The following is a 26837-nucleotide window of genomic DNA, read 5'->3' as shown; positions in this document are numbered from 1 at the left end:
CAATGCACGCCAGTGCATACTGTTTGTTAAAATATGAAGCAAGTCCCTACTGTTGGCATGCAAATGCTCTCTGCGCGCATTCACCAATACCAAAGACCACTTGTAGTTGAAAGAGTTCCAAAGCCTAGCAACGTTCATGGCGAAGCTGTCCTTGTCAGGGTAGGCGCAGCCGGCCTCTGCCACAGTGACCTTCATCTGATAAACGGAGAATGGAAAGATGCAATCCCGCTGGCGCTGCCCAAGATTCCCGGTCACGAAAACGCCGGCTGGGTCGAAGAGATTGGCAATACGGTGCCGGAAGGGCTGTTCAGCAAGGGCGAGCTTGTTGCAATTTTCGGTGGATGGGGCTGCGGCATATGCACGTTCTGCAAAAGGGGTGACGAGCAGCTCTGTGTTGCTCCGCAGTGGCCCGGCCTGTCGCAGCGCGATGGCGGATACTCCGAATACATACTTGTGCCTTCGTACAGGTTCCTTGTCAAGGTTCCAAAAAAGGGCAGATTGACTCCTGAAGAGCTTGCGCCGCTGACAGACGCAGGACTCACCCCGTACAGGGCAGTCAAAAAGGTGACGCATATGCTTGGTCCCGGGACAAACATCGCAATAGTCGGAATGGGCGGCCTTGGTGCGTATGGCATCCAGTACGCCAGGCTCCTTGCGCCACACTCGACTGTCATTGCAGTGGACCGGAAAGACAAAAAGCTCAGCCTTGCCGAGAATTTTGGTGCCGATCGCACAGTAAACTCGGCAACCACACGGAACATACGTGATGAGGTGTTAGAGCTGACAGACGGCAGAGGGATCGATGTGGTAGTTGACACCGTTGGTGCAGAGAATACGATAGCCGATTCGGTCAGGATGCTGGCAAAGGGCGGTGCGCTGGTGGTAGTAGGCCTGTTTGGCAGCCAGATAAAAATCCCGCTCTTGCCAGCGATAGTAAACGAGTACCAAGTGATCGCATCGTTGTGGGGAAACTATAACGAGCTGAAAGAAGTGATAGAGCTAGCCAGCCAGCGCAAAATAAAGCATGCCTACCAGAGCTTTTCATTGAAGGAGATCAACCAAGCAATAGACCAGCTAAGACAGGGGCAGATCATAGGAAGGGCGGTAATCGTCCCATAGCGTTTTTGTGCATTGCACTGCAATCTCCCTCTTTAAATAAAATTTGAAGCCAAGTTTATGCATGAAGCAGCAGGCTGAAGAACGACAACTGAAGGTCGGCGACTTTATGAGCTCGCCAGTAGTAACGGTGCGGCCAAACACGAACTTTGTGGATGCCGTGCAGGTGATGATACTGAAGGGCATAGGCAACCTGGTAGTAGTTGAAGGCGAAAGAGTAGACGGCATCATAACGGAAAGAGAGTTACTGCAGCACCTTGTTTTGAACAAGACAGTGACAAACAAACAAGTCAGGTACGTCCTGACTCAAAAGTTCACAAAGATAAATCGCGAGACCAGCATACTTGAGGCGGCAAAGACCATGATCTCTAAAAAGGCAAGGCTTCTGGTGTTTGAGAAAGAAAGGCGGACGGGGGCAGACCAGTTGGTCGGCATAATAACCGCTTCCGACATTGTCAGAGCGTTCCTCCAGACAGACAGGAACCCGTCAATAGAAAGCGCGATGACAAACCGGATCTTTACAATCAAGCCGGATAACACAATTCTTGCAGCAGCCAAAATGATGCTCAAGAAAGGAATCGGAAGTGTAGTTGTAACTACAAATGGCTCGCCATACGCGATATTTACTGAAAGAGATCTGCTCAGGGTTCTGGGACAGCGCATCGATATTGAAGAAAGAGTGGGTGCCTACTGCACGTATCCAGTGGTGACTGCAAAGCTTGGAATCGGTGCCAAGGACGCAGCCAAGATAATGTTTTCCCGCAAGATCAAGAGGCTTCCTCTGACTAAGGGTGATGAGATCGTGGCCATGGTCACCGCCAGAGACTTGGTAGAGGCATTTCAGAGGGGCAGATAGAGGATGCCAAGCGCCATACTGCCAAAGCGAATACTTGTGCCGTTGGATGGCTCTGACCCTTCTTTTCAGGCTGCCAAGTATGCGATAAAGCTGGCCAAGATGGCCAAGGCTGAAATTATTTTCATGCATGCAGTGGTCAACCCACCATATGTCGAATACAAGGCCGCTGGGCTTGTGATCGTGCGGTACATAGAGGAAGCCAAGCGCCATTCAGAAATGTGGTACAAGAACCTAGGTGAATTGGCTGCAAAGGAAGGAGTCAAGGCTTCGTCTGAGACCATACTTGACATAGCTTCGGCCGCAGATTCCATCATCAAGTACGCCGAGAGCAAAAATGTAGACCTGATAGTCATGGGTACGCATGGAAGAACAGGCATAAAGCGCTTCCTGATTGGAAGCGTTGCAAATGGAGTTGTAACTCATGCCAAGTGCTCTGTGCTCGTAGTCAGGTAATAACCTCTTATTTTATTCAACTTAATGCTTGCGTTGGATTCTTTGCATTGCAATGCAATACCTAGACATTATCAACGTGATGAACTGCTATTACATAGATGGCAACAGACGTAACTGATGGACTGACTTGGTACTTGGAATTGCTAGCAGGATCTATTGTCATCTATACGCTAATTGTCCTCTTTGTCCTGTTTCTCCTGTATTATTATAAAACGATACCCGACAATATCTACAAAAGATATGTAGGCTACTTGAGCAGGAGGAAAACAGCTTATTTTGGATCTTGATACATCTCATCTTGTGTTTCCTCCTGACCAAAGTCTAAAGCTACAAGAATAGACGATTTGCTACTTTGCTATTACTTTCTTTGAACATGCCGCACAGAACATTTTTGGGTTTCTTCCTTCAATTGTGGCATCTCTTGCCAGGTATCCCATTATTGCCCCGCAATTGTCACATCTCAATTCTGTAATACATTTATCGTGGTATGGCTTGCCATCAACAGTTATACCCCTGCTGGTTTCGGTGAACTTTAGACCACAAACTGGGCAGAGCTTGTCTGTCATATGCTCTATAGCGTACGTCATTTTAAAAAAGCCTTACTGCAAAGGCGCTATCGATCTGAAAACAAAAGGCGTTAGTTCTCCCTTGAGGCATTTAACTTAAGACTCACTGCTTTGCAAGTTGTAATTCTGAAACCAACTTTATTGACGCTTTTTGACAAGCCCCTCTCTCTGTATGACTGGCAATATCTTTTTCAATATTATGTCTTCGTGGTCGGCTTGCTTGTCAAATGATACCATCAATAGTGCATAATCCCGGTGTTCCAACGGAATTGATGCCCTCTTGATTTTTCATAAAGAGTAAATGTGTATATGGCTCTACCAAGTTTTGCTTCATAATCTTCTCGTGTCCTCATTCGGAGGACCGATTTGATGGCAGAGCTCTCTACTTCTTCAAATGAAGGCAGGGGAGTCACATCTTTTCTAAATTCCTGAGCTACCACCTTTCCCATTATGTTTGCAATGCCCGCAAAGCGTATTGATTTATCCAGCGATAGTATTTCGCTACATGTATCTTTCAGATTGGCGGCCATGTCACCTGTTCTGTCAGACAAGAGCGATTATCTAAGATAAAGATACTACATTATATTGTAGAGGAAATCTACTTTCCTGCAAGTTCCTATTTTCTATCTATTATGCAGCTTCCGTCTCATCACGTCGTGAAGTTGGACTAGTTTCTGCGAAACGCTGTGCCCTCCTATATGCGATGAGAAAGCCTGCGCCACCAGCGATAACTCCAACTAGAATTGCCAAGATAGACCCTGCGATTGGCTCTACAAATGGTGCCATGATAGAGTGCGCTTGCTGTGCGTCAAAACCTCTTCCGCCTATAGCAGTTGGCAACATCGCAGCTCCTCCCTGATAGCCAGCATACATCATCATGCCTGCAGTCGCGCTGGTTCCGACATTCATTAGGATCAAGTGAACCCATGCTAGTGCATTCGCACTGCGCTTGAAGTTGCCTGCCAGATAATGATAGAATGCCGAGGATACAGCGACTCCGATTACTCCTACAAGTATGTATGACAAATAGCCAAATGTAAACCAAGTCCCGGCACCGCCGGATGCTATCACTCTTGAAACTTCTGGATTTAGGATTGATATCTGTCCTAGGACAAGAAAGACGGTCAGTCCAACAACAATTGCACCCTGTATGATTGCCGCAGCCATGAATCTCCTAGCCCAAGTATTGCCCTTTGAGGCAATCCCAAACTCGCCCCCTCTTGTAGGACCTGCTTTCATAGTAACCGCTAGCGCGCTATGTTTTATTACAGTTCAATAGAAAGATCGGCAGAAAAAGGTGCAAAAATCTTCGGTAGAGCCTTGCTGCCTGCACTGCACGGCAAAGTGTTCCTGAGCTTCTAATAGTCATTTGCTGCAACAACACCCGTATGACTTCGGAATTTGATCGTGGAACTTCGCCTTCAGACAGGCGAACAGAATTAACACTAGCGAGATGGAGCACTAGGTTCTGGGCATGGCTTGTAGATTTCATCATAGTCAATGTTGCGTTAGGAGTACTGTTTGCGATAGTGGCAATGCCAATCTGGCTCACAGAATTTATGAATCCAAGCATGATATCAAACGGCCAATGGTGGAACAACATTGGCGGACCATTCAGCTTTGCAATCAACAGCCTAGTATTCTTTGGATATTGGACATACATGGAATCCAAGTACAATGGTCAGTCAATTGGTAAAATGCTACTGCATATCAAGACAACGAACCTTGATGGGAAACCGGCAGACACAAAGAGCATTGCCATATCGAGTTTTGGCAAGGCATTCATTCTACCATTAGATGTACTTCTGGGCTGGATATTCACTAATGACAAGAGGCAGAGATTACTTAGCAGAGCGGCAAATACAATAGTAATCAAAGCAAGGGAAGAGACCGGCGATACCGCAAATGTGAGGTATACAAAGGGGCGATTCGGTGAAATGCAGAGGGGTCACACAATCCTTATTGCCGGTACAGTGCTCCTAGTGGCAGGAATAGCCATAACAGCAGTATGGAGGACTTCACTCGCCAGCTCGTTTTTGGCAGACAACACTATTGTGCAAACAACATCGATACAGCCGGGCCAGTAGGTAGACGCGCAGATAAAGGTCGACGCTCTGGACAGGCCGCTTTCGCTATCGCTCGGAGTAGAGCGGCAGGATTCTTCAGGCGACATCAGGTTGAAGGAAACAGTAACTGACCCAAGCGGAGAAACAGTGAGCAACGGCGAATTTGACGAGTCGTTCTTTACGACCATCAAGCCTGAGGGGACTGGAACATACACTGTCATTGTTACGAACATCGGCACACAGACCGCAATGGTCAGCGGATCGTTTGGGTACATGCCATTTGCTTCAGCGGACGGCCAGCCTAATTTTGACGACATGATGTCTGGTGGACTTGACATGCTAATTCTGGGCGGAAGCCTGGCCGCGGCAGGAGTCGTGACTTTGATCGTGGGAGGCGTAATTACAATCGCAGACGGCAGAAGGCACGAGACAACAACTACCAGCGAGAGCGGAGTCACGTACAGGAAGGATTAGAAATGAAGGCAATAGTGCTTTTTGACACGCTCTTTGGAAACACGGAGAAAATAACCCGCCGGCTGGCAGCCGGCCTGTAGGAAACCGGCGTAGAAGCCGAATCAACCAACATCAAGCAAGCGCGGGTAGACGGGTTCGCCGGCTATGACCTTCTGGCTCTTGGAGCGCCGACCCAGTACTTTACCGCATCAAAACCCCTGAAGATATTTTTAGAGCAACTGAAGGGCTTGGACCTTAAAGGTAGGCGCGGCTTTGCGTTTGACACAAGACTGGATTCACGTTTGTCGGGCAGCGCGGACAGGTTCGTCGAAAAAAGGTTGCAAGAACTTGGAACCGACATTATCCGGCCTCGCGCTTCGGCACTGGTTGTCTGTGAGAAGGGGGCCAAGCCTGAAGACACCATGCTCAAGGAGGGATGGAAGACCTCTTCGAATCGATTGGAAAAGAGCTTGGGACACTCTTGAAAAAGATGCAACAGGTGGGGGCGGCATGACAGAGCGGCAGCATCTAGGGTAGGCACAGAAAGAAGCAAGCAGAGATCGCATGACTCTTTCCGAAAGAGGAGGAGAAATAGCTGCCATCATCGGCATCATCCTTGTTGCATTTTTCTTCTATACACATCAGGCGTGGTGTACAGGATTCTTTACATCTGCCTCTGCTTCAACGGAAGCATTCCTCCTTTATGGTTCGATCCTGACTGGTATGGCAGAACCTGTTGCCCGGCTAGCGACAGGAAGGAGAAATATTTCGCGGCTTCCAGAGCTTGCAACATCGATATTCTGGATAGTAAGCTCAGTATGGTTGTTTTACGTATTTCCATTCAACTTTGCACATTTTGCTGACGTGGTTCCAGAGTTTCTGCGCTTTTTGGTAAGCTGGATCACAAATGACATTGCAAGGATTCTCTTCATACTCGGAATTCTTGGAGGAGTGGCCTTCATATCGGTTAACGTCATGCTCTATTTGAAGGTCCGCAGACTGCTCCACCAGCAGGCTGTGCCGAGTTCGTAATCATTTACGCGGGAGATAGATTTTCCTGTCATCCTACCTTTCTTAGTTCAAGCATGTGAGGCTAATGCCTTGACTACATCGGTTTTTGTAACTATTCCTGCCACTGCTTGCTTTGAGTCAACAACAGGCAGGCCGCTTATCCTGTTCCTAAGCATGATGTATCCTGCATCAGCCAGATCGGAATCCGCAGTTGTCGTGACAGGGTTTGGTGTCATGACATCTGACACCAGCATGGCCGCCTTTATCCCTGCAGGAATGAACGGCTGCCATTTCTTTACATTCCAGGGTTGACGCCTTTCTACCATCGCTCCAAGCGGCAGCAAATCCCGTCCCGTTATCATGCCGACAAGCCGTCCGTTCCTTGTGACCACAATTCTTGATATTTTGTTGACGATCATTAGCATGATTGCAGAATGCACCGGCTCGTCGGGCGCTACCGTTATGACCTTTTTTGTCATGAATTCCCGCACCCTATGCTCCATCGCATAATATTCCACATAGGCGGTTGTAAGGTCGGTCTTGGTGAATATGCCCTTCAGGTTCTTCTTACCGTCTACCACTACAAGCGAGCTGACCCCCTTCGCCAGCATTACCTTGGCACAGGCTCTCAGGTCCGTCTCTTCACCTACTGTCACGAGACTCCTGCTCATAACCTCGTCCAGCCTGATCTCATCAAGCTGCCTTGGCGGCACCTGCTCGTACAGGAACCGTGCAATGTCCTTTTCTGTGACTATGCCAAGTGGCTTGTGGTTCTTTGCAATTACGACTCTGCTGATGCCGTATCTCAAAAGGATGTCCCTTGCGTCAAGAACGGTCTCGTCCGGTCCAAGCGTTACTGGTTTCCACATTGCTCCCTTTGCGTCTAGTCCCACGATGTACATCGTATACGCGACATTGCACAATGGTATTATTCAGTTTGTCTACAGTGAATTGCACTGCATACCTCCTGTCTATATGCAGGGAGCCTCCATACGAATATCGGGTAGAAGAAAATGGAAAGTGTTTCGAAAGCTAGTAGCATGAGACCGTCCTCAATACTGTCCATAATAGGCGGGGCACTAATGATCATCGGCGGAACACTGGGACTCTCTATGTTTGCAGTCTGGAGCCAAGCAGGAATGCCGGGATGGGGCGGCGGAGGAATGATGAGCGGCGGCTGGGGCATGATGATGTCAGGCGGATTTATGTGGGCCGCTGTTGGAACAATGGCCGCAATTTCAGTAGGCGCTGGAACAGTTTCTATTTTAGGCGGATATTCGATATACAAGAGGCCTGAAAGTTCAGGCGCATGGGGTGTAGCAATACTGATCTCAGGTATCGTAGGACTCGTCGGCATGAGTGGCTTTTTCATAGGTCCGATACTAGGCATCATAGGCGGAATACTGGCCCTGACAAAGAAGTAATTGACAGGCACAGATTTCCACCATTTTTTAATTATGTGTGCAGGGTATGGTCAGATGGATATGAAGGAACAATTCTTCTGGCTTCTGAAGCAGAGGAGGTCAGTAAGAGCTTTCGACAGAGAAAGGAAGTTGGACGATTCCGTGCTGGACGCGATTCTTGAGGGTTGTGACCTCGCACCCTCGTCAGGAGGGCTCCAGAGCTTTGAAATATACATGGTGGAGAATGATGAGAAGAAGAGGCGGCTGGTAGCGGCTGCCAGAGACCAAGGATTTGTCGCAGAAGCTCCACTGTTGCTTGTATTCTGCGCCAATCCGTCCCGGTCCATTCATAAGTTTGGTGAACGCTCGCAACTGTTTTCTGTTCAGGATGCCACCATAGCAGCCGCTTACGCGCAGCTAACAGTCTATGCTCTTGGGTTGACTACGGTATGGACGGGAGCCTTTGATGAGAAGAGAGTGTCTGAAATACTAGGCCTGCCAGAAGGGCACAGGCCGGTAGCAATGCTGCCCATCGGTTATCCTAGTGAAGCGCCAAAAGAAAAAACTACCCGCGGATCACAAGATCTGTTTCATAAGATTTGTTGAGTTCTCTGCTTACGGGCATTCTAGGAGAATTCAAGAGCTTTTTCTGTGCTTTAGCGGTATAATCTCCCCACCTGTTCCGGGGCCTGGTCCGAAGGAGTGTATTGCAGCACGGACACCTTGCTCCACTCCAGCGCAGGAAAACCTCGCAGTTTGTGCAGCGCTTGCGTTCCCCCTGATATCGTCGTACGCCAGCTGCGGGAAGCCGGTTCTTGTATTTCAAGCAGATGCCAAGGCAAGACATTTTGAAAACCAGTTATGACAACCTGTAATGCTCTTTTGCTGGCGGCATTGTTTCATTGCGGGCAGTCCTGTAGCCTAGGAAAACAAGTGCTACTCCTGCCGCAACAAGAATGTAATAGGCCGGATAGAGCTTGCCAAATACTGCATTTACCTGCCCCGCGGCCATAAGAAGGGCTGAAAAGAATAGAAACGCAGTTCCGGCTATGTTTTCGCCATTGAGTTTTATCATGTTTTGTCATTCTTGCGGCAGATATTTACCTTGTAGGTTTGCACTGCATTGCAAAACACCATAGCATATTATTATAGCAAGTACTGATTATCTGCTGTATGTTTTCAGAAGATATGTGTCCTGCCCTGACACATGTCAATATTTCTTGGGGTTATGTAGAATCCTCGTTTCCTTCAGGGCAGGATTGGCTTCCGTTCAGCACGAAGCCGTTGGTGGGGTTTCTGGGATTCTAACCTCGAGAGCAAGATGCTTACTTTTATCGATTACGTCTGCACTGCATTGCAACCTGATTTCCTTATTCACATGCCTGACACACCGTTTGCGTGAAAGCAATAAGTATTGGAAGCTAGCAAAGACCGCTTAAGCAAGGATACCAGCCAAACATATGTTGTGTTTGGTACTACTGGTTCACTAGGTGCTGCGACAGTAAGAAGACTGGTTGCACTGGGCATATCAACTAGGGCTGTCGTGCGCTCATCGGATCGCGCCGGGCAAGTGCTCCCAAAGCATTCAAGGATTGCAATAGAGGCAGATGATGCGATGAACGCCGAAAGTGTTCGCGCTTTGTGTCATGATGCCGACACGATCTATCATTGCGTGAATGTGCCGTACTAACAATGGTTCAGAGATCATGCCAAGAGTAACAGATAATATTTTGGGAGGTGCGAAAGAGGCCAAGGCGACTCTGGTGTTTACGGTTTCGGTAGGTTCCAACAAATGTCAGCAACTGAAAATCATCCTCTGGCAGCCACAAGCAAGAAAGGCAAGCTTCGGAATTTCATAGAGGGAAAACTTATGGATGCACAAAAGTCAGGTCAGGTAAGTGTCGTTATCCCACGCTTTCCAGATTATTATGGGTCAAACGTAGTTAACAGGTTGATGGCACCAATCTTTTTTAGGATACAGGAATACTTTAGTGAATCGTTTGTACAGCAAGAAATTTGTAAATTTGTCGAGAATTCCTAAGGTTATATTGAAGGTACTGGCGATTTTTGGAAATTGTCTATACTCGAGCGAATTTTTTGAGCTACGCTCTGGAAAGTGACCTGAACCAGCTAAAGGACCTACTCCCTTCCCCTAAGGTGTCTCCAGCTTTATCTATTGGCAGACGAGCTGGCAGCCATGCATGGGTTCCTATGTCCTATCAGACCATCATATCATGAATGCAAGGGTTGCGGCAAGCGAAAATCTCTCTTCTGCACCAGATGCGGTTTATGCTTTACATGTCATTCTATGGCTGAAAGGCGTCGCGTGTCAGTGGTGGCATGATCCACAAATGGGAGTCGAGTAAATCGCCATGACTAACAATATTGTTCAAGACATACTTCAAAAGCACACCGTATTCAAAGACGAATCGGTGCTAGACGTGGAGTATACTCCAGACAGCCTGATGCACAGAGGCAGAGAGTTAGGCTCACTAGCATTGTTTTTTAGGCCCCTCTTGGAAACACCTGGCAAAGCTTCGCCTGTTGCCTTGATCTACAGCAGGTCGGGAACCGGCAAGACATCCATAACAAAGACTTTTGGCGGCATCGCCGCAGACATGCTCAAGTCAAAAGGCATCGACCTGAAATATGTACACATCAACTGCAAGTTTGTCACAAACATGCATGCGCTGATGCAGCAGATAGTCCGCTCGACTACGGGCGCAGATGTCAAGGGCCTGAGCCCCGACCTGATGTTCAGGGAGATGTACAGGCAGCTAGATGCCAACAACAAGTACCTTTTACTTACTCTGGACGAAGTCGATTGGTTCATCAAGAGGACTGGTGAAGACCTCATCGAGCAGCTGACCAGATACAGGGAAGAACTTTCAAGACCCAAAAGGCTGGCAATAATTTTCGTTATTAGGGATAGCAACATTGACACCATGGCAGAGCTAGAGCGCAGCAAGCTCCACAGAACCTTCGGTGCGAGAATGCTAAAGTTGGAGCCTTACACCAAAGAGCAGCTTGTAGACATCATTGGCCAAAGAGTACAGATGGCATTCAGAACAGACGGATCGGTTCCCGATAACATAATCGACTTCATCGCTGAAATGGCGTGTTCGATAGGTGATGCATACTATGCGATACAGATACTGTGGAAGGCTGGCAAGTGCGCCGATAACTTTGGGATGGACAGGGTTATACCGGAGCATGTCAGGATGGCCAAATCTATGACTGACCCCAAGGTTAGGAGCGAGGACTTACTCTCCCTGCCAAGGGATGAGAAAGTCGTACTGCAGGCTGTGGCGAACCTATTAAGAAAAGAATCCAACATCTATGTGAATCTATCAGATATAACAGAGACATACCATGTCCTCTGCGAAACATACAGATCTAAACCGGCCGATAATCGAAGTGTCAGGGAATATCTGCTCGACCTGTCGAGGATAGGGTTCCTAGATATCAAAAATGCAAAATCCAAACTAGAAGCAAGCATCCATGACGTCCCTATCGGGATTTTGCTTGAAGTGCTTGAACCCATGGTGGCAAAAGAGCATTCTGACTAGCTAAAGAGGAAATTCAAATGAAAGGGACTTTAGACAGCATTACCGCAAGCTCCAAATGGATAGAGCAGACCCTGTCTTCCAAGGTCAGGATAAGAATACTCGTTTTCCTGGCAGCTAATCGCGGTCGTGCATTTAGCAGATACAAGATATCGTCTGCAACCAACGTCTCTGCCAAGGAAGTTTCAAAGCATATGAAAATACTTGTTGAGGCTAAACTTGTGAAAACTGTTAGCGGCGGAGTTATGTTGTATTCTTTTGATGAAGGTGAACTGGCATTACTTTTCGCCGAATTTCTCCGGCGTTGTGTCTCCTAACCTACGCTTAATTAATTAATCTTTCGATTTTGTTGCATACCGAGATGCAGTCAGACCGGGAGTAATAGAATATGCAACATATTATGGCTATGGATGACCAAAGGCTCATGCTATACAGTGGTGTGCTAACTAATAATCGTGTTGTCAGGACTACAAACCTAGCGCTTGATTATGATCACACCATAATACTGACCATCATAGTTTACAACATGACTGTTACTCTGTCTGAGACGCTCAGCACCTAAGGGGTTATTCTCAGAGATGGTCTTTATAACATTGTAATCAAAAATGCTGATCTGAGAGGCAACGGAAGAGCCATACGGACTATCTTTTATCTTGAGAGATCCGTTCATAAGCTCTCTTAGTTTTGGAGCTTGGCTCAGGGTTGCATCATCTATAGTAATGGCACCATTCAGAATATCAGAATGGTTTTCTGAAAGATCTTGTACGTAAAAATCCTGATACACAGAAACAACTGCATCACCATATATTGTAAGCCGTTGAAATAGAAAAGCTGCCACTATAGTAGCTACCGCAATACCTACAAAAGCTAGAGAGTGCCTGCCTTTTCGTAGTATGATATTCTGTGACCACACTAAATAACCGATTGTTTTGTCTGGCCGCCGAAATAGTAGGCGGGTACCTTATTTACTACGCAAGCGATCAGCAGCTATAGTTCATGCGCCCTTGGAGAATCGCTATCGGTGGATTATTTCTTGCAGCGGGATTGGTGTTTATGTTCCCCCATGCAAGCGGTATTGGCAATGTTTGTTATCCTGCATCTGGTGCCGTCCATTCGCCGTTTCCGGAATACTTTGAGGGTTGTAATCTGTGGCTTAGAACGAACCCCACCTATCCGATTTTCATACCGCTGATGGTGATTGGTTTGTCATTTCTGATACTGGAATTACGAGATAGTCGTCCTGCGTCGCTGGAAAAGGCAGTCTAATCGATAACACCCAGTTGCAGCACTATGCCGGTGTGTGCATCGATCTTAAAATCATACTCGGGTTTTGTGGTATTTCCGAGGTTCAGAATAACTTTCCAGTAATAATGGTCTCTTTGAATATTGTCAACAACAAAGAACGTGCTCTCCCCCAGCGTTCCGTCATTTTTGTCAACTGCAAAACTATTCCCATCCTTACTTACGTAGATAAGCTCAGTTGTACCGAGGGCTCCGCCTCTTACGGCACCCTTTTCGTAGCCGTTCATTTGGTAACTTTCATCCACAGCGTTCCTAGCCGCCCTTTCAGCGTCACCCTCGGAGATTATGTCGGATATTCTTGTAGGATCGTAGTCCAATGGTTTTGGAGGTTTGGGAAGATTGGATATAAAGGCAATCACCAAGATGGTTATTCCTATTCCTGCAAGTGGCACTATAATCAAGCCCTTTATGCGTTTCATAGACGCCGAATAAGTCAGTTAGGAATCACAGATATAAAATAGGTAGGCGATAAGGTGCGAGGATCATTCAACCCTTATGCAGGATGTCTGCAAAAACTACAAGAGTAGCCAAGTGTATAACTAGACGCAGTGAACAAGACCACAGTATTAGTTGGCATTTCTTTCATCGTTGCGGCGGTAGTGCTAGTCACAATGGGGTTTTTGGAGTGGTTTGCTCATGAGAATTGTATGGAAATTATAAGAGCATTTGAAAGGGGAGAGTCCAATGTTCTCCCTGCGTGCCCACCAGAACCCTCAGGCAAATTTCTCATTGCTGCATTACCAGTGGGCATCGGTGGCGCTGTCATTTTGGTCATGGGAGTAAAGAATAGGTCGCTTTTGTCGTCGCCCAAACCACAGTCAAAATGAAGTCATATTCGACGGTATTGCTTACATTTGGTCTTGGTTCACATTCTATAAGATACTTCAATAAGCGTCGGCGACGGTGCATTTCGGAGCAGATATGTCGCATTGGAGACGGGCGCATCGATGAGGCTAGTGTCAATTCGCGGATATCTTGTTCCGTTATGGAAGAGATGCTGCTTGAATAAAGCTATGCCATGCATGTACAAACTCGACAAAAGCTCAAAAGTAACCTGTATCTATTCCATTAGCAACTTTACACATTGACCAAGATTCATTACGGCAGCAAATTCATTATTTTCTTGCTGACGTTATCATTTATCGCAGGAAATGACGCCATCTTTACTAACGGAGCCGCATCAGCGCAAACTGATAGCCCCGCGCCTACCCTCAACCCCGCTCGCCTAGAGCCTCAAAGAGTGTTGGTATTCGAAAAACCTTTTCCTAACTTGTCTGATGCTGCAATCAATCCCAACACGGGCAAACTGTACTTGGTTAACATGTCAGACGCAGTTGGGGAATCGTCAGGTGGACACGTTGCGGTCTTTCATACCACTCTTAATGGAGCTATTGCGCACAGCACAAACATTCCAGTGAGCTTCTACCCATCGAATCTTGTCATCAATCCTAATACTAACACTATATACTTGCTTCATAACTTTAATTGTCCAGAAGGCAGCACCGTTACGGTGATCGACGGCAACACAGACAACGTTACTGGAAACATTGAAGATAACATGGTGATGCGCAATTGGGCTCATGGCATTTATGACATCCTTGTAAACCCCGTTATCAACAGAATCTATGTTTCAAATGGCACTGCCATGTCAATCATCGATGGCAATAGAAATGAGGTGTTAGACACTATTGCGATCGTTGCTGGTGGCAGTAGCAATCTCGAAGATATCAAACACGAGAACGATAAGTTTGTAAGATTGATGGCGATAAGCCCCGAGAATAATCTCATTTATGGAGTACGTGAAGGCAACAGAACGTTAGCTATATTGGATTTGCGCTCAAACAGTATCATTAACACAGATACCCGCCTCAATGCTGTTCTGCGTGAAAATGCCATAGATAGTTACCCCGTTGACATGATAATCAACTCGGAAACCAGCATTTTGTACATCATGAATCAAGCGATCATACCACAGCATCCTGATGCAGGCATCAGTATACCTACTGCAGACATCATCGCAGTCAATGCTTCGACTGGTGAGATAATCTCGGAGAGCATGGCAGAAGTGCAGAGCTTTCACTTCGACTTGACTCTTGATGCCAAGCAAAACAGGCTATACGCACTCTCTGGGAGCAATAGCTTTGTGGCAATAGATACGTCTAACAATAAAGTAATTGGCAAGTTCTATTTTGAAACAGGCGAGCTGCCAAACTTTTATCCAAGAATGGTTCTTAATCCTGAGACAGGAATACTGTACTTTGTGGGATCCGATGCCATTATTGCAATATCGACCGAAACTCTCACAAGTTCTACTAACAAAGACTCCGTCCCTGTACCAGAAATAATTACTGATGATGGTGCAGATTTATCATTGGCGCTTGCTATTAGCATCGGGGCAGGCATAACTGGAATTGTTGCATATTTGGCATTTAGAAAGAAAAGGCAACCATAACCACAGCTATCCCTGAAAGATATGTGAACCATAATTGCGCAATACTCAAGAACGAGCTTCGGTGGATTCAAATAATAATCGATGCTGTCCAGCGCCCATTGTATAGCAATAGATGGATGATTGGTTGTTATCATGCTAGAGTTGGCAACTATCTTGTTTTTCAGAGCGAGAATGAACAAGAATAGCGACTATCAAGAACTAAGCTCTTGGCCACGGCTCCTCTTAAACTGGTTGATGCCTATCACAGCGCCACCGCTCGCTGCTAGGACCAGCATTCCAATGGCAAAGGTCTCGTTCATTAGAGGGTCAAGATAGGATGGTCTGGTTCCAAATTCTCTGCATTGTGATTGTCCATAGCCGTAAGCATAGTCTACGCACTGTGTGACAGCAGGATATGCCATGCCCACAAAGGCAACTAGCAGAAATAGGGACACGCCTGAGACAAGCATAGCCAATCCTGTAATGCTGATTATGCGGCTATGCGTGGCACTAGTCAACAATTCTTGTGAATAATACGCCTGTTCTATATTTATGCAAATATCCAAACGGGATTGCATGACTCCCTAGCTTCCAGATAACTTCTAGATATGGACCACTCTGACCGTGGTGCTCAAATCAAGGGTATCAAACCTTACATGGATTGATTTTGCTACCTGCGCCTTGATGTGCTCTGGAATTCCGCCGTAGCACTTATTCAGCACTTCAGTGTTTTCCCATCCGCCCAAGCCTGCCACATAAGCTAATGACCAATTAGTTGCCGCCAGATAATATTGAGCCATTGTATGTCTAAACAGGTGCAGTGGGTGCCCGCTAAAGTACACCCCATCGCCAAGCGCATACACTCTCGTCTTTTCATTGAGCCAACTATCTCTGTCAAGCTCCAAGAATATCTTTTTGAATCTGACTGCCATCCTCGACATAAGGTAAGAAGCCTGCAGTGCGTTTGCCCTGTCACTCTTCACATCTTCAAAGAACAGGAATCTCCTTCCCTTTGGCAACCTTTCACGCGCAGTCTCTACAACAGTCCTACACTCTTCAGTCGGGTACTTGACCCACCACTTGCCCTCTTTTGTCAGGCACCAGTCGCCGCGCTTGACCTTGGGTTCAAACTGTTCGACTCTAAATAAAGGTGAAAAAGCGATTCTTTCCCAGCTCATGGATGCCATTGCAAAAGCTCTTGCACCCGTATGCAGGTCAATATTCATGAAGCTCCAAGCTTCCCAGTCTCCCTCATTTTCAAGTCTTCTGTTTATCTTCTCTATCTGTTCAGGCGTCAGCATGATCTCCTTGTATTCGCCCAATCTTTCCGGCGTCGTTGACAACCCATAGCGCCGACCTTCACCGTGTGCAAAATTGATGTTATGCGCCGCTAGAAAGCTGCGATAAGTGTTGATGGTATTTGTCTTCTGCATCTGCGGGTACGCGGTATTGAAACATGCAAGGAAATTGCGCCAGTACTCTATAGCTATTTCCTTGCGTTTTGCAGAATCTAAAGATACACCGTAGCTCACGATGATCTCTGGCATCAGCTTCAGTTGGTCAGATATCCCATGTACCACGTTTACAAGATACTGCATACGTCTTGGTGGGATTCCACCTGACCGCAAAAATGTTATCCACTTCTGTATGGACGGAAGCTGGTTAAATGGCTCATTTTCTAATCGACGATATTCTTGTGCTAGACTTTCAGACCCTTAACCCGCAGGCGGCTCTTTCTTCGTACAAATGTCTGAGCCATTAATCCTCTGCTTCTCCTTTTGTAATGGCATCTAGAACTGCCAGAAGCAGTGACGTGGTAGGGGGATAGATATACCAGATAACAAATAATAAAGTCGGAAAAATTGTTAGTGATGCTTGATTAACGCTGAAGTAGAAGTTTAGTGTCTGTACATTCGCGCCTGTGCAACGGATTATGCAACGCTTTTGTTGCATTGGACGCTCGAAGGGAGCGATTTTCTCACATAATTATTCATATCAGCCGCATAAATTATAGAATTTTGTAGTTCCACTTTCATTTAGTTAGCGTTTCTGTATGCTACTTACGTATGCTTTTGATATGTAAAAAGATCCATAACTTTTGGACATTTTATGAAAAAGCTGCAGGTGGGTAGGGGGAGGGGCTGGGTATACTACAGTGCTTAAAACCTCGTCCCTTGCCCACAGCCCTGAGCGATAGTTGTCTGCAGCAGCTGGTGGTGGTGACGATGATGGGATGGCGTACCTTGCCGTCTACTCTGAAAGGCTTGTGCAGATGGTAGAACACAAGCTTGAGGACAGCATGCAAAGGCTCCTTATGCCGGCCGCACATTCTGCAGACATTGTACAGGAAGTAAAGGCGCTCTGTTCTCTAGGCGGTTGTAAGGGAGGAACCATCATGAAGATTGTGACGTACCTACTTGAAAGAGATGCAAAGACAAAGGAAATCGCAGATACATTTGGCATAAACATAAGCACTGCCCACCGTTCACTGGAAAGACTGGAACAGCATGGCTTTGCTTCAAAGGAAGAACGCAGCAGGCTATGGACTTTGAACAAAAGGAGGTTCCCGCTGCTTTATTCGCTCTCCCGCACCAGCACGGTCATTTTGTCGACCCGGAAAAGTTAGTTACGCACAAAAATTGCACGTGATGCAATAAAAGTTTAACCGCTTTTGCAGGTATATAGTACTGCTTGAAGACACATGGTCTACATCATAAAAGACTGGGACGTTTTCAAGCAAGCCGCACTACTGAATAGTAGCTGCTGCAACCACAACGACCTGGGATGCTACCGAATCATAGACAGGGGAAGAGAACAGGAAGTAAAGGTTCTGGTAGGAAAGTTCGGTTATACTGGCAGATTTGTTAGCGATGACCCCGAGTTTGAAGAGATCATCAGTTTTTGCCAGAAACAGTCCTTTGCAGAAATAACAGGCGGCCACATAGAAGCTGGCTCATTTTTTTCAGGGCGGTGAAAAAGGAGAGAGAAATGTCCGCATATCCATACCGTTTAATGCAAAGCGAGAACTCTGCACAACCACAAGGCTTTACACCACAAGCTCAAGATGAAAATCCGCCAGAAAGGGTTGGTTGTGAAGAAGATTATTATCCCTATGACAAAAACTATGCCAGTTTACCACCTACGCCTGTCGGCGAACAACGCGGACAACAGTCTGTCAATACGTGCAGGGTATGCCGCAGCGGAATGTTAGTCTATGATGGAGGCGATGTAGTCTGCACAGCCTGCGGCGCCGTGGACGACGAGCAGAGGACCGGCCTGCAGGATGAAGAGGGTTGCTACCCTTCGTACCACCCACACGTGCACGGTGCGGTAATGAACAACATCTGGTCGATTACAAGGTCCGGCAATGGTACTGCCTTGCTGACAAGGGGAGAGAAAGAGAAACTCGGGCTGAAGACAGGCGCTTACAGGCATACACTCAGGTCGTCAGAAGAGAAGGTTGTAAAGATTATCGACAGGGTCTGTGACAGAAACAACCTGGCGCTCCCAGAAAGCCTTGTCAAAGAAGCAGTGTACTGGGCAACCAAGGTCACGAACGAGCTGGCATCAAAAAGGAAAGAAGACCAAGTCAGGATAAAGGTCTCTCCTGCAGAGATTTCCATATTCTCAATAAGAAAGGCCTGCAAAACATCCGGTATATCTTGCTCAACACAAAAGCTAGTGGAGGCTCACAGAAAGATAGGATACAGCAACATCGAAGATAAGAAAATCCTCAGAAATCTGAGGAGGATCAGCTTTGTAACAGGGATAAAATACGAAACCCTTGCTCCAAGAGACTATGTCTTCAATCTCACAAACTGTTTGATCTCTGACGAAGGAACAAGATCCCGGCTCGCAAATATCGCAAACCCTCTGGACTATATTGAAAGGAGAATCTACAGTAGGTCGCTGGAGATACTTGCAGACGTCCGCGGAGAAGGCAGAAACAACGTCATGGTGGCCGCGGCTGCTATCTGCGTTGCGGACAGAATCGAAGGTGGAGTGCTGGGATCCAGCATAATAGCAAAGACGCTTCACCTAGACAAATACAAGGTTTCTCTTGCAATAGAACGTATCCTGAACCAGATGCGCGAAGGAGGAAAAGTAGTGAAATTTAGGGTCAATCCGGCTGCGGAGTACAGGTCGCAGGTTTTTGGCGAATTCGCAAGATTCGGGCAGCGATGGCGGCCGGATGAAGGAGAGTCACGAGGGGATACTTCAATTTGAAATCTTCTGCCACTCTATCAAAAAACAGCATACAGGCGATATCCCTCGACCATCTAAAAAAGAACGGATGGAACTGCAACACCATGACAAAAGAAGAGTTTGAATCGCTTAAAACCAGCATGAAAATTGAAGGTCAGGTAAATCCGGTCCTAGTCACTCCACGCGCTGACTATTTCCTCATAATAGACGGTGAAAAGAGGTTCGATGCAGCTATTGACCTTGGATGGAAGTCCCTGCAGGCCATAGTCGAAGACAGCATTAACGACGACCAGGTAAAAGTCAGGTGCTTTACATCGCACTACAACAGGGGGTTCCTGGACCCGATAAAGACGTTCAAGCTGTTCTATGGGGAATGGATGAGAGAAAGCAGCAAGGCCTATGATGATGGCGAAGATGAAGGCGGTAGCGGCAAAGAGAAGGTGACGACAAGACAGCTAGAACAAAAATACGGTGTTGACCAGTCATGGATTTCCCGGATTCTTACGATAAGAGAAATACCAGAGCCAGTGCGCAACTATATAAGTTCTTTGATGCGTGACGCATCAAAACGGTTCTCCATAACACACGCCATAGTGCTTGCAGAAAAGGCACAGGCCATCCCGGAAGTGGAGCTAAAGAAGGTAGTTGACTATTTCTTCAGCCCTCAGAACAAGAAGGTGGAAAGCTACACGGACTTGAGATTTCTTTTGGAAACCGTGGTACAGGAATTACATAGTAAAACTCCCAACGACGACGATGATGATGTTGCTGACGGCTCCAATCGCCAAGACTCTGATGATGACGATGATAACGAACACAACGAAGCGCCAAGTAAAACTGGAAAAGGGTTTGCTTGTAGCCGCAACGGCGGCAGTTTTCCAACATCAAGATCAAAATCAAGGCATGTTGTTGAAGGGAATTTTGACTGCGAAGGCTGCGACAGCCACTACATGATTGACTGGAACAATAAGAGAGTGCTAAAGCTCACCCCAGAAGACACGTTCGTAAGGGCCTCAGAGGTCCAAGCCCTGCCCACCAAAGTTACTGACGGGTGCCCCAGGTGTGGCAATCAGATATCCATTGATTTTGAGGGTAGAACTTTCAGGTGGATCTAGCCGTTCACTTTCGCCATCCGCCAAAACGGCTTGCCTCTGTCCAGGTTCCCTCTTTTAAACTCTCGAAAACCTTGCTTTTGGTGCATAAACCAAAGTGAATCACCTTTTAGGCAAGCTGAAATCAGACAGGAGAGCAATCAGTCCAATACTGGCAACAATAGTCCTTATAGCCATAACAGTGGCTGGAGGACTGCTCGTCTACAACGTCTTCTTTGCAACCGCAGGAGCAGTAGCAGCCAGAACACAGATAGAGATAGAATCCGTCAACATGGTAAAGACAACCAGCGGAGCAACGGTCTTTAGCATCACGCTGCAGAACACGGGCAACAAATTCCTCAACTCTGTCACATACACAGTCACCGGAGACACAGGAACGCTGACTGCCACGCTGAACAACCTGCAGCCAGGACAGTCATTGAGCGACACAAAGACAAACCCGGCAGGGTTCTCTGTAACGCCGGGCAAGACGTACCCTGTATCAATAACTGCTACTGCAAGCGACGGAAGCACAGCCCAGTACACATCGTCGGTACTTGCCAGCTCTGGTTGAGTCTACAACAAAGAAGGCTCTCAACCCCCATTTTTTCGTCTTTTAAAGATTCACCGGCCGATTTTGTGGGAATTGAATGATGGGAGATTCTAGTGATCTGCAATACCGCAACACTCCGCCTGAAGGTCCGAGGAAGAGAGTAAGGTCCAGAAGGGGCTCAAGCGAGGTGCTTGGGGCAGTACTGGTTGCTGTTATCACCATGGGTGCCTTCTCTGTTTATGCCAGTTATGCACTAAACCAGACAAGCAACGAAGCCCAGTCTGTCGTTCAATCGCTAAGGAAAGGAACGCTAAAGCAAGGCCAGCTTCTCAGCGTTGTTTACCACTGGGAAAAGGTCCAGGGAACAAGTACTCAGGTAAAGATCAGCCTGTACAACTATGGCTATTCAGATGTCAATGTAAAATACGTATTCATCGATGGTGTTCCGCAGAACAGCTTCAACCTCCTCGCGCTGGACGGAAAGCAGGTTAGCGCGGTAAAGGTAGGCTCGGTAACCAACCTTGTCATCGACGTTCCATACGCTGTCAATCCAATAGTTTCCGGTCAGAGTTACGAGGCAGTCCTTGTGACTGATGACAATCTTGTCTATTCATGGGGGCTTTGAGCGATGACAAATGATAATAATAAACGCAATAACAATCATTCTCGACGAAACAAAGGGATCTCGCCAGTCCTAGGCACGATAATCTTTGTGCTTGTTGCAGTGGCAGCTATAGGCACCACATCTTTCATATTCATGGCCCAGGACAACTACAACACCGCTGTAAAGAAGACCACAGAATTAGTTGGCAACAAGGGAAAGGAGCAGATAACTGCAGTACAGCTGGAAGAAGCAAAATTACAGATAGCAAACGATGGTCCTGCAACATCCAGAATAATTGGGCTGGTGTCGGCAGATGATTCAACAGGGAACCTCAGTCTGAAACCTCTCAATCTGGCTTTACCCTCTGCACAGAAACTGGATTACACGATACCTGACAGTACTACAGGAGGAGGCCTTGGCAGCGGCAAGATGGGTCTCCTTACATCTTTGGGAAATATCTTCTGGGTAGATTCTGAACCACTGCAGAACAAACCTCTTCCAGATTTTGCAATAGCCGTTGCACCGGATTCGCTGATAGTAGAACAAGGCAAGACAGGTACCGCGTCGATAACTGTGAGTCCCTTAAATGACTTCTCAGACGCCGTGTTTCTGTCTGCATCTGGTCTTCCTCACGGTACAAGTTACCTGATCAAGCCGTCAAGTGGAAATCTCCCGTACACAAGCACTTTGACAGTGCAGGTAGGCTCGGCCACGCCTACAGGAGTTTACACCATCACAATTACAGGTGATGACAAGAATGGCGGGGTGCATTCTGCCACCCTGACTCTGCAGGTCAATGCCGCATCCAACCAAGATTTCACACTGTCAGTGTCATCAAAGACTGTAACTTTGCAACGGGGTTCTTCTGCTGCAACAAATTCGGTTACTGTGTCGCCGGTAAACGGCTATGACAAGACAGTAACGCTGGAAACATCAGGTTTTCCTGCAGGGGTTACCTACAGCTACAACCCTCTCGGTGCAAAACCGCTGTTCACAAGTACACTGACTATGGGTTCAGCAGCAAACACGCCGGCTGGAACCTACGTAATCACGGTGAAAGGAAGCGACGACACAGGCAAGGTCCATTCAGATACTTTTACACTGCAAATAACCGCTCAGCCAGACTTTGATTTATCAGTCAACCCGTCATCATTGAATCTGCAGAGCGGAGGTTCAGGCTCCTCGTTAGTGTCTGTAACATCTCTGAACGGATACCCCGGGCAGGTCAGCCTGTCGTTATCAGGACTGCCAAGCGGTGCTACTGCAACTTTTAGCAAGCCTTCTGGAAATCCATCATTTACAAGCGTCCTTGACATCAACGCAGGCACGGCAAACCCGGGAACATACAACCTCATAGTGACAGGTACTGGAAGTATCGACGGCAAGACAAAATCCGCCCAGCTGACGCTTGCCATCCAAGAGACATCGTTTGACTTTTCGCTGGTGCTGGATTCGAGTAACGTAGATGTCCAGCAAGGCGGAAGCGGTTCTAACACTGTTACAATCTCTCCTATCAACGGCTACAACAAGATCGTGAGCCTGTCAGCATCTGGAATTCCATCCGGCGTATCTGCCTCTTTCAGTCCACAGAGTGGTGTCCCTGCGTTCACAAGCACAATGTCCATATCTGCATCAACGTCTGCGGCGCCAGGCTCGTACCCTGTAACAGTGCAGGCGCAGGGAGAGGACGGGAAAACCCATTCAACAACCTTTACGCTGAAAGTGCAGGCAAAATACCAGCTGACAATATCAGTCCAGACAGCCGGACCGTCTGTCGCGCCAACCACTTTCATCTCAGACACTTTTGGCACAGGTCTTGATGGATGGTCATACTGGGGAGACAGCGGCTATTCGCTGACCCGAGACACCGGAACTGGCAGTCCGGCCCCCTCGGCAAAGATCAGTGGAGACGCGTTTGCCACAGTACACGGGATGCAGAAGGTGGTTGACCTTTCTTCGTGGTCAAAGGCAGGGACCCTGACGCTATCTTTCAATTACAGGGCTGCATCAGATTATGCTGGCAGCACGGTAACCAACGCCTTCGTCCGCATCTACAACGCCGACACAGACCAGATACTTTACGAAGAAACGCTCGTAGCCGGGGGAACACAGGACACCGGCTGGAAATCCTACAGCAAAGACATTACCTGCAGCGTGCTATCCTCATCGTCAGGGAGCAATATCAACAACAAGATCAGGATTGTCCTGTTTCTGGGAGACGGGTGGAGCGCAAACTGGAACCAGAAGAACTGGTATGACAATATAAAGCTGGAAAGTTCGGCGTCAGCTGCAACCTGTGGAGGCACTACGAGCCCAGCTCCCGGCACGTACTCCTACCTCGAAGATGAAAGCGTGCAGGTAACTGCCCTGCCCAACGCAGGATGGAAATTATCGTACTGGACTCTTGACGGAGTAAGCATCGGGTCCCAGAACCCTGCCTCAGTCACAATGAACAAGGATCATGCGCTGGCTGCGGTATTTGCACAGGGTCAATCAGGCAGCGATTTTGTGGTCTCTGCAAACCCCTCCTCTTTAAGCATTGCAAAAGGTTCTTCAGGTTCATCGACTGTCACCGTAAACTCGATAAACGGCTATTCCTCGGGGGTGAGCCTGAGCCTGTCAGGTCTTCCTGTAGGGGCATCCTACTCCTTCCTCCCATGGTCGTCAAATGCTCCATTTACCAGTACACTGACGATAAATGCCGGCACAGCGAACGCCGGGACATACACGCTTTCTGTCACAGGAACAGGTGTGGTTGACGGCAAGATCAGAACCACCACTATAACGCTTACGATAGCGCCTCAGTTTGACTTCTCGCTGTCGCTGAATCCGTCTTCCGGGACGGTGCAGCAGGGAGGAACCTCTCAGACTACGGTGACAACAACCTTGCTGAGTGGTACATCATCTACAGTGAGCCTCTCTGCAAGTGGAGGACCGCTTGGAATGACCTTTACTTTCGGTCCTGCTTCAGGAAATCCAACATTTGCCAGTACCCTGACAATCAGCATTCCAAGCAACGCTGCTACTGGCATATACCAAATAACTGTTGCAGGAAGTGGCGGAGGCGTCTCAAGGACAGCAACATATCAGCTGACGATAAGCTCGCAGACAACGCAACAGCCATTCAACTATGCCATGTCCATCAGTCCCTCAAGCTTGTCGATTGCCAAAGGTTCGTCTGCGCAGACTACAGTCTCTGTAGACCTACTCGCGGGATCCTCTGCGCAGGCCGTCGTGCTGTCGTCGACAGGACAGCCTTCCGGCGTTGCTGTCTCTTTCAATCCATCGACTGGAAATCCCACATTCAAAAGTACCATGAGCATAAGCGTGTCTTCCGCAGCTAATGCCGGCACCTATACCCTGACAATAACCGGAACTGCAGGTGCCCTTGCAAAATCCACAACGTTAACCCTGACAATAGTCAATACAGCAGATTTTACGCTATCTGCGACTCCTGGCACTCTCACAGTACAGCAAGGTTCCACTGGTTCAACCACAATCAAGATAGATGCACTGAATGGATATAGCAACATAGTATCGCTGTCGGCCACAGGTCTGCCTTCCGGCGTTACCTATGCATTCATCCCGTCAAGCGGCAAGCCGACTTTTTCAAGTACGCTAACACTCTCCGTGTCCCAGTCAGCCGCTACTGGAACATTCACAGTAACGATCAATGGTGCAGGTGCCGATGGCAAAACAAGGACTACGACTCTGACGCTTACAATACCCAAGCAGACAACTTATCAACTTACAGTAGGTGTCAAGGATCAGTTCAACGCGCCGGTGAAGGGAATCACTGTTACGATAGACTCCTCCTCATACACGACCGATACAAGTGGTCAGGTAACAGTACAGGTCTCACAAGGAACCCACACCATAGCAGTTCCCTCTTCTTATCTCCAGTCGTCAGGCACAAGATATTTGTTTGAAAAATGGAGCGATGGCGGAGGAGTAACAGCAAATCCAAGGACTGTGACGGTCAACTCTGCAGTGACTTTTACTGCCATGGAGAAGAAGCAGCATTACCTGACGATGCAGGTATCGCCTTCTTCATCAGCTGGTACCGTATCGCCTTCCAGTGACTGGTACGACTCTGGTAAACAGGTGACGATTTCAGCATCGGCATCGTCAGGCTACAAGTTCGATACATGGTCAGGTTCTGGTTCAGGCTCGTATTCGGGAACAGGCAACCCTGTCACGATAACGATTAACGCACCAATAACAGAAACAGCAAGCTTCCAGAAGGTATACACCGTCAGCGTGAAAACTCTGGCAACCTATGGAAGTCTTTCAACGTCACCGTTATCCGGCCTGAAGGTAAAGATAGGAACCGCCACGGTCCAGACAGATTCCAATGGCGTGGCATCCTTTGCGCTTCCTGCTGGCACCTATGACATAAGCCTTGTCGATACATCCGTGACAAAGTCGATAACCAGCGTTGATGTTAGAGGCTTTGTGTTCAAGTGGTGGGACAACCTCTCAACGTCAAATCCTAGGACGATCAATGTAAACGGACCTTCAACACTGATAGCCTACTATCCAATCACGTGGCAGCAGTACACTTTGAATCCAAATACATACACTGCAGAAGTGGCTGACCCCTCGAAGACCGACTCTCTTGGAAACCCTGTCCTGAGGTCAGTATCCCTGCCATATGCAAAGTCTGCCAGCAATTGGCTTCTTGGGTGGGAGTGGAGTATGGATGTGAGGACAGACAACAAGGGAGCACACTATGGCGCCCATGATTATGCCGCATGGGGGTATACCAAGGCCTTTACAACAAAGTGGAACTCAAAGCTGACACCTGCAACCCACTCGTATGCGATAGACAAACTGGCGATAAGCTATTCCGGTTACTTGAATGTGAAAGGCATAACCTCGGATTCAGACCAGGGGCTTTACTTCAGATACAGAGACACCTACAACAACAAGGGAGACACAAGCCCGTCTGTTGACTGGACAAATACAAAATCGTACAATGGAGTGGTTGGAGCGGCCAGGGTATTTACTCCAAAGCAGGTGATAGTGGGAGACTTGCTTGTATCGACCTATCAGTGGACAAGAGGCTCCAACTTTGACTTGAGGTTTGGCAATGGGTATGGGTGGACCACAAACAACATGGTCGCCACGCTTTACTTTACATCGACAAATCCATAATCA

29 protein-coding genes are annotated in these 26837 nt (G+C 47.6%); 21 read left to right on the top strand and 8 right to left on the bottom strand.

Annotation, left to right across the window (positions count from 1 at the left end):
• Window positions 1-57 precede the first annotated feature (57 nt).
• From NGAR_RS09500 to NGAR_RS09490, 3 genes are all read left to right on the top strand, one after another.
• Window positions 58-1119, top strand: coding sequence for an NAD(P)-dependent alcohol dehydrogenase (locus tag NGAR_RS09500; protein WP_015019492.1), 1062 nt, complete (start codon window positions 58-60; stop codon window positions 1117-1119).
• Window positions 1120-1180: 61 nt separating this feature from the next.
• On the top strand, window positions 1181-1972 hold the full coding sequence (locus tag NGAR_RS09495) for a CBS domain-containing protein (protein ID WP_015019491.1): 792 nt from the start codon (window positions 1181-1183) through the stop codon (window positions 1970-1972).
• 3 nt (window positions 1973-1975) lie between these two features.
• Window positions 1976-2425 (top strand): universal stress protein, encoded by a 450-nt coding sequence (locus NGAR_RS09490; protein WP_015019490.1) that lies wholly within the window; start codon window positions 1976-1978, stop codon window positions 2423-2425.
• Window positions 2426-2772: 347 nt separating this feature from the next.
• Here NGAR_RS09490 and NGAR_RS09485 read toward each other — a convergent pair whose 3' ends face one another.
• From NGAR_RS09485 to NGAR_RS09475, 3 genes are all read right to left on the bottom strand, one after another.
• Entirely contained in the window at window positions 2773-2991 is a 219-nt protein-coding gene (locus NGAR_RS09485) for a hypothetical protein (RefSeq protein WP_148681257.1), read from the bottom strand.
• A gap of 236 nt (window positions 2992-3227) precedes the next feature.
• On the bottom strand, window positions 3228-3542 hold the full coding sequence (locus NGAR_RS09480) for a hypothetical protein (protein WP_148681256.1): 315 nt from the start codon (window positions 3540-3542) through the stop codon (window positions 3228-3230).
• Window positions 3543-3621: 79 nt separating this feature from the next.
• Window positions 3622-4230 (bottom strand): hypothetical protein, encoded by a 609-nt coding sequence (locus NGAR_RS09475; protein ID WP_015019487.1) that lies wholly within the window; start codon window positions 4228-4230, stop codon window positions 3622-3624.
• A 149-nt stretch (window positions 4231-4379) separates the two neighbouring features.
• Between NGAR_RS09475 and NGAR_RS09470 the strand changes: the two genes are divergently transcribed.
• The 4 genes from NGAR_RS09470 to NGAR_RS09455 all read left to right on the top strand — a co-directional run bounded on the left by NGAR_RS09470 (window position 4380) and on the right by NGAR_RS09455 (window position 6542).
• Entirely contained in the window at window positions 4380-5078 is a 699-nt protein-coding gene (locus NGAR_RS09470; RefSeq protein ID WP_015019486.1) for an RDD family protein, read from the top strand.
• A 90-nt stretch (window positions 5079-5168) separates the two neighbouring features.
• On the top strand, window positions 5169-5531 hold the full coding sequence (locus NGAR_RS09465) for a hypothetical protein (protein ID WP_015019485.1): 363 nt from the start codon (window positions 5169-5171) through the stop codon (window positions 5529-5531).
• Window positions 5532-5758: 227 nt separating this feature from the next.
• Entirely contained in the window at window positions 5759-5995 is a 237-nt protein-coding gene (locus NGAR_RS09460) for a hypothetical protein (RefSeq protein ID WP_015019484.1), read from the top strand.
• Between the two features lie 79 nt (window positions 5996-6074).
• On the top strand, window positions 6075-6542 hold the full coding sequence (locus NGAR_RS09455; RefSeq protein ID WP_015019483.1) for a hypothetical protein: 468 nt from the start codon (window positions 6075-6077) through the stop codon (window positions 6540-6542).
• A 47-nt stretch (window positions 6543-6589) separates the two neighbouring features.
• Here the strand turns inward: NGAR_RS09455 and NGAR_RS09450 are convergent, their stop codons facing one another.
• Window positions 6590-7423: a CBS domain-containing protein gene (locus NGAR_RS09450; RefSeq protein WP_148681255.1), complete on the bottom strand. Its 834-nt coding sequence runs from the start codon at window positions 7421-7423 to the stop codon at window positions 6590-6592.
• A 180-nt stretch (window positions 7424-7603) separates the two neighbouring features.
• Here NGAR_RS09450 and NGAR_RS09445 point away from each other — a divergent pair, with 180 nt between their 5' ends.
• Window positions 7604-7945 (top strand): hypothetical protein, encoded by a 342-nt coding sequence (locus NGAR_RS09445; RefSeq protein WP_015019481.1) that lies wholly within the window; start codon window positions 7604-7606, stop codon window positions 7943-7945.
• A gap of 54 nt (window positions 7946-7999) precedes the next feature.
• Window positions 8000-8530: a nitroreductase family protein gene (locus NGAR_RS09440; protein ID WP_228369141.1), complete on the top strand. Its 531-nt coding sequence runs from the start codon at window positions 8000-8002 to the stop codon at window positions 8528-8530.
• 253 nt (window positions 8531-8783) lie between these two features.
• Here the strand turns inward: NGAR_RS09440 and NGAR_RS09435 are convergent, their stop codons facing one another.
• Window positions 8784-8999, bottom strand: coding sequence for a hypothetical protein (locus NGAR_RS09435; RefSeq protein WP_015019479.1), 216 nt, complete (start codon window positions 8997-8999; stop codon window positions 8784-8786).
• 339 nt (window positions 9000-9338) lie between these two features.
• Here NGAR_RS09435 and NGAR_RS19350 point away from each other — a divergent pair, with 339 nt between their 5' ends.
• The 3 genes from NGAR_RS19350 to NGAR_RS09420 all read left to right on the top strand — a co-directional run bounded on the left by NGAR_RS19350 (window position 9339) and on the right by NGAR_RS09420 (window position 11807).
• Window positions 9339-9614, top strand: coding sequence for an NAD(P)H-binding protein (locus NGAR_RS19350; protein WP_148681254.1), 276 nt, complete (start codon window positions 9339-9341; stop codon window positions 9612-9614).
• 682 nt (window positions 9615-10296) lie between these two features.
• Window positions 10297-11493 carry a Cdc6/Cdc18 family protein gene (locus NGAR_RS09425; RefSeq protein WP_015019477.1) on the top strand — a complete coding sequence of 399 codons (1197 nt, stop codon included), beginning with the start codon at window positions 10297-10299 and terminating at the stop codon, window positions 11491-11493.
• A gap of 17 nt (window positions 11494-11510) precedes the next feature.
• Window positions 11511-11807 carry a winged helix-turn-helix domain-containing protein gene (locus NGAR_RS09420; protein WP_015019476.1) on the top strand — a complete coding sequence of 99 codons (297 nt, stop codon included), beginning with the start codon at window positions 11511-11513 and terminating at the stop codon, window positions 11805-11807.
• 158 nt (window positions 11808-11965) lie between these two features.
• On the opposite strand, the gene NGAR_RS09415 is transcribed toward NGAR_RS09420, so the two are convergent.
• Window positions 11966-12328: a hypothetical protein gene (locus NGAR_RS09415; protein ID WP_148681253.1), complete on the bottom strand. Its 363-nt coding sequence runs from the start codon at window positions 12326-12328 to the stop codon at window positions 11966-11968.
• Between the two features lie 424 nt (window positions 12329-12752).
• Window positions 12753-13211 (bottom strand): hypothetical protein, encoded by a 459-nt coding sequence (locus NGAR_RS09410; RefSeq protein WP_015019473.1) that lies wholly within the window; start codon window positions 13209-13211, stop codon window positions 12753-12755.
• 129 nt (window positions 13212-13340) lie between these two features.
• On the opposite strand from NGAR_RS09410, the gene NGAR_RS09405 reads away from it, so the two are divergent.
• Both NGAR_RS09405 and NGAR_RS09400 read left to right on the top strand, forming a co-directional pair.
• The gene (locus NGAR_RS09405; protein WP_015019472.1) at window positions 13341-13619 is read left to right on the top strand and encodes a hypothetical protein; all 279 of its coding nucleotides are present in this window, start codon (window positions 13341-13343) and stop codon (window positions 13617-13619) included.
• Window positions 13620-13876: 257 nt separating this feature from the next.
• The gene (locus NGAR_RS09400; protein ID WP_015019471.1) at window positions 13877-15244 is read left to right on the top strand and encodes a YncE family protein; all 1368 of its coding nucleotides are present in this window, start codon (window positions 13877-13879) and stop codon (window positions 15242-15244) included.
• A 581-nt stretch (window positions 15245-15825) separates the two neighbouring features.
• Here the strand turns inward: NGAR_RS09400 and NGAR_RS18430 are convergent.
• Window positions 15826-16851 (bottom strand): hypothetical protein, encoded by a 1026-nt coding sequence (locus tag NGAR_RS18430; protein ID WP_228369140.1) that lies wholly within the window; start codon window positions 16849-16851, stop codon window positions 15826-15828.
• A gap of 569 nt (window positions 16852-17420) precedes the next feature.
• On the opposite strand from NGAR_RS18430, the gene NGAR_RS09385 reads away from it, so the two are divergent.
• The 7 genes from NGAR_RS09385 to NGAR_RS09355 all read left to right on the top strand — a co-directional run bounded on the left by NGAR_RS09385 (window position 17421) and on the right by NGAR_RS09355 (window position 26834).
• A complete protein-coding gene (locus tag NGAR_RS09385) occupies window positions 17421-17849 on the top strand; it encodes a helix-turn-helix domain-containing protein (protein WP_148681252.1) in 429 nt (142 codons plus the stop codon).
• 75 nt (window positions 17850-17924) lie between these two features.
• Window positions 17925-18197 carry a hypothetical protein gene (locus NGAR_RS09380; RefSeq protein WP_015019467.1) on the top strand — a complete coding sequence of 91 codons (273 nt, stop codon included), beginning with the start codon at window positions 17925-17927 and terminating at the stop codon, window positions 18195-18197.
• Between the two features lie 230 nt (window positions 18198-18427).
• Window positions 18428-19450 (top strand): transcription initiation factor IIB family protein, encoded by a 1023-nt coding sequence (locus tag NGAR_RS09375; protein WP_015019466.1) that lies wholly within the window; start codon window positions 18428-18430, stop codon window positions 19448-19450.
• Window positions 19447-20544, top strand: coding sequence for a ParB/RepB/Spo0J family partition protein (locus tag NGAR_RS09370; RefSeq protein ID WP_015019465.1), 1098 nt, complete (start codon window positions 19447-19449; stop codon window positions 20542-20544). Before NGAR_RS09375 ends, NGAR_RS09370 begins: the two co-directional genes overlap by 4 nt.
• Before the next feature lie 94 nt (window positions 20545-20638).
• Window positions 20639-21094: an archaellin/type IV pilin N-terminal domain-containing protein gene (locus NGAR_RS09365; RefSeq protein WP_015019464.1), complete on the top strand. Its 456-nt coding sequence runs from the start codon at window positions 20639-20641 to the stop codon at window positions 21092-21094.
• A gap of 76 nt (window positions 21095-21170) precedes the next feature.
• A complete protein-coding gene (locus NGAR_RS09360) occupies window positions 21171-21698 on the top strand; it encodes a hypothetical protein (RefSeq protein ID WP_015019463.1) in 528 nt (175 codons plus the stop codon).
• A 3-nt stretch (window positions 21699-21701) separates the two neighbouring features.
• On the top strand, window positions 21702-26834 hold the full coding sequence (locus tag NGAR_RS09355; protein ID WP_148681251.1) for an InlB B-repeat-containing protein: 5133 nt from the start codon (window positions 21702-21704) through the stop codon (window positions 26832-26834).
• Window positions 26835-26837 lie beyond the last annotated feature (3 nt).

It is taken from the genome of Candidatus Nitrososphaera gargensis Ga9.2 (genome assembly GCF_000303155.1).
Classification (GTDB): Archaea; Thermoproteota; Nitrososphaeria; order Nitrososphaerales; family Nitrososphaeraceae; genus Nitrososphaera; species Nitrososphaera gargensis.
Note: the sequence above shows the minus strand (reverse complement) of the source record. Positions and strands in the feature narration are given on the sequence as shown.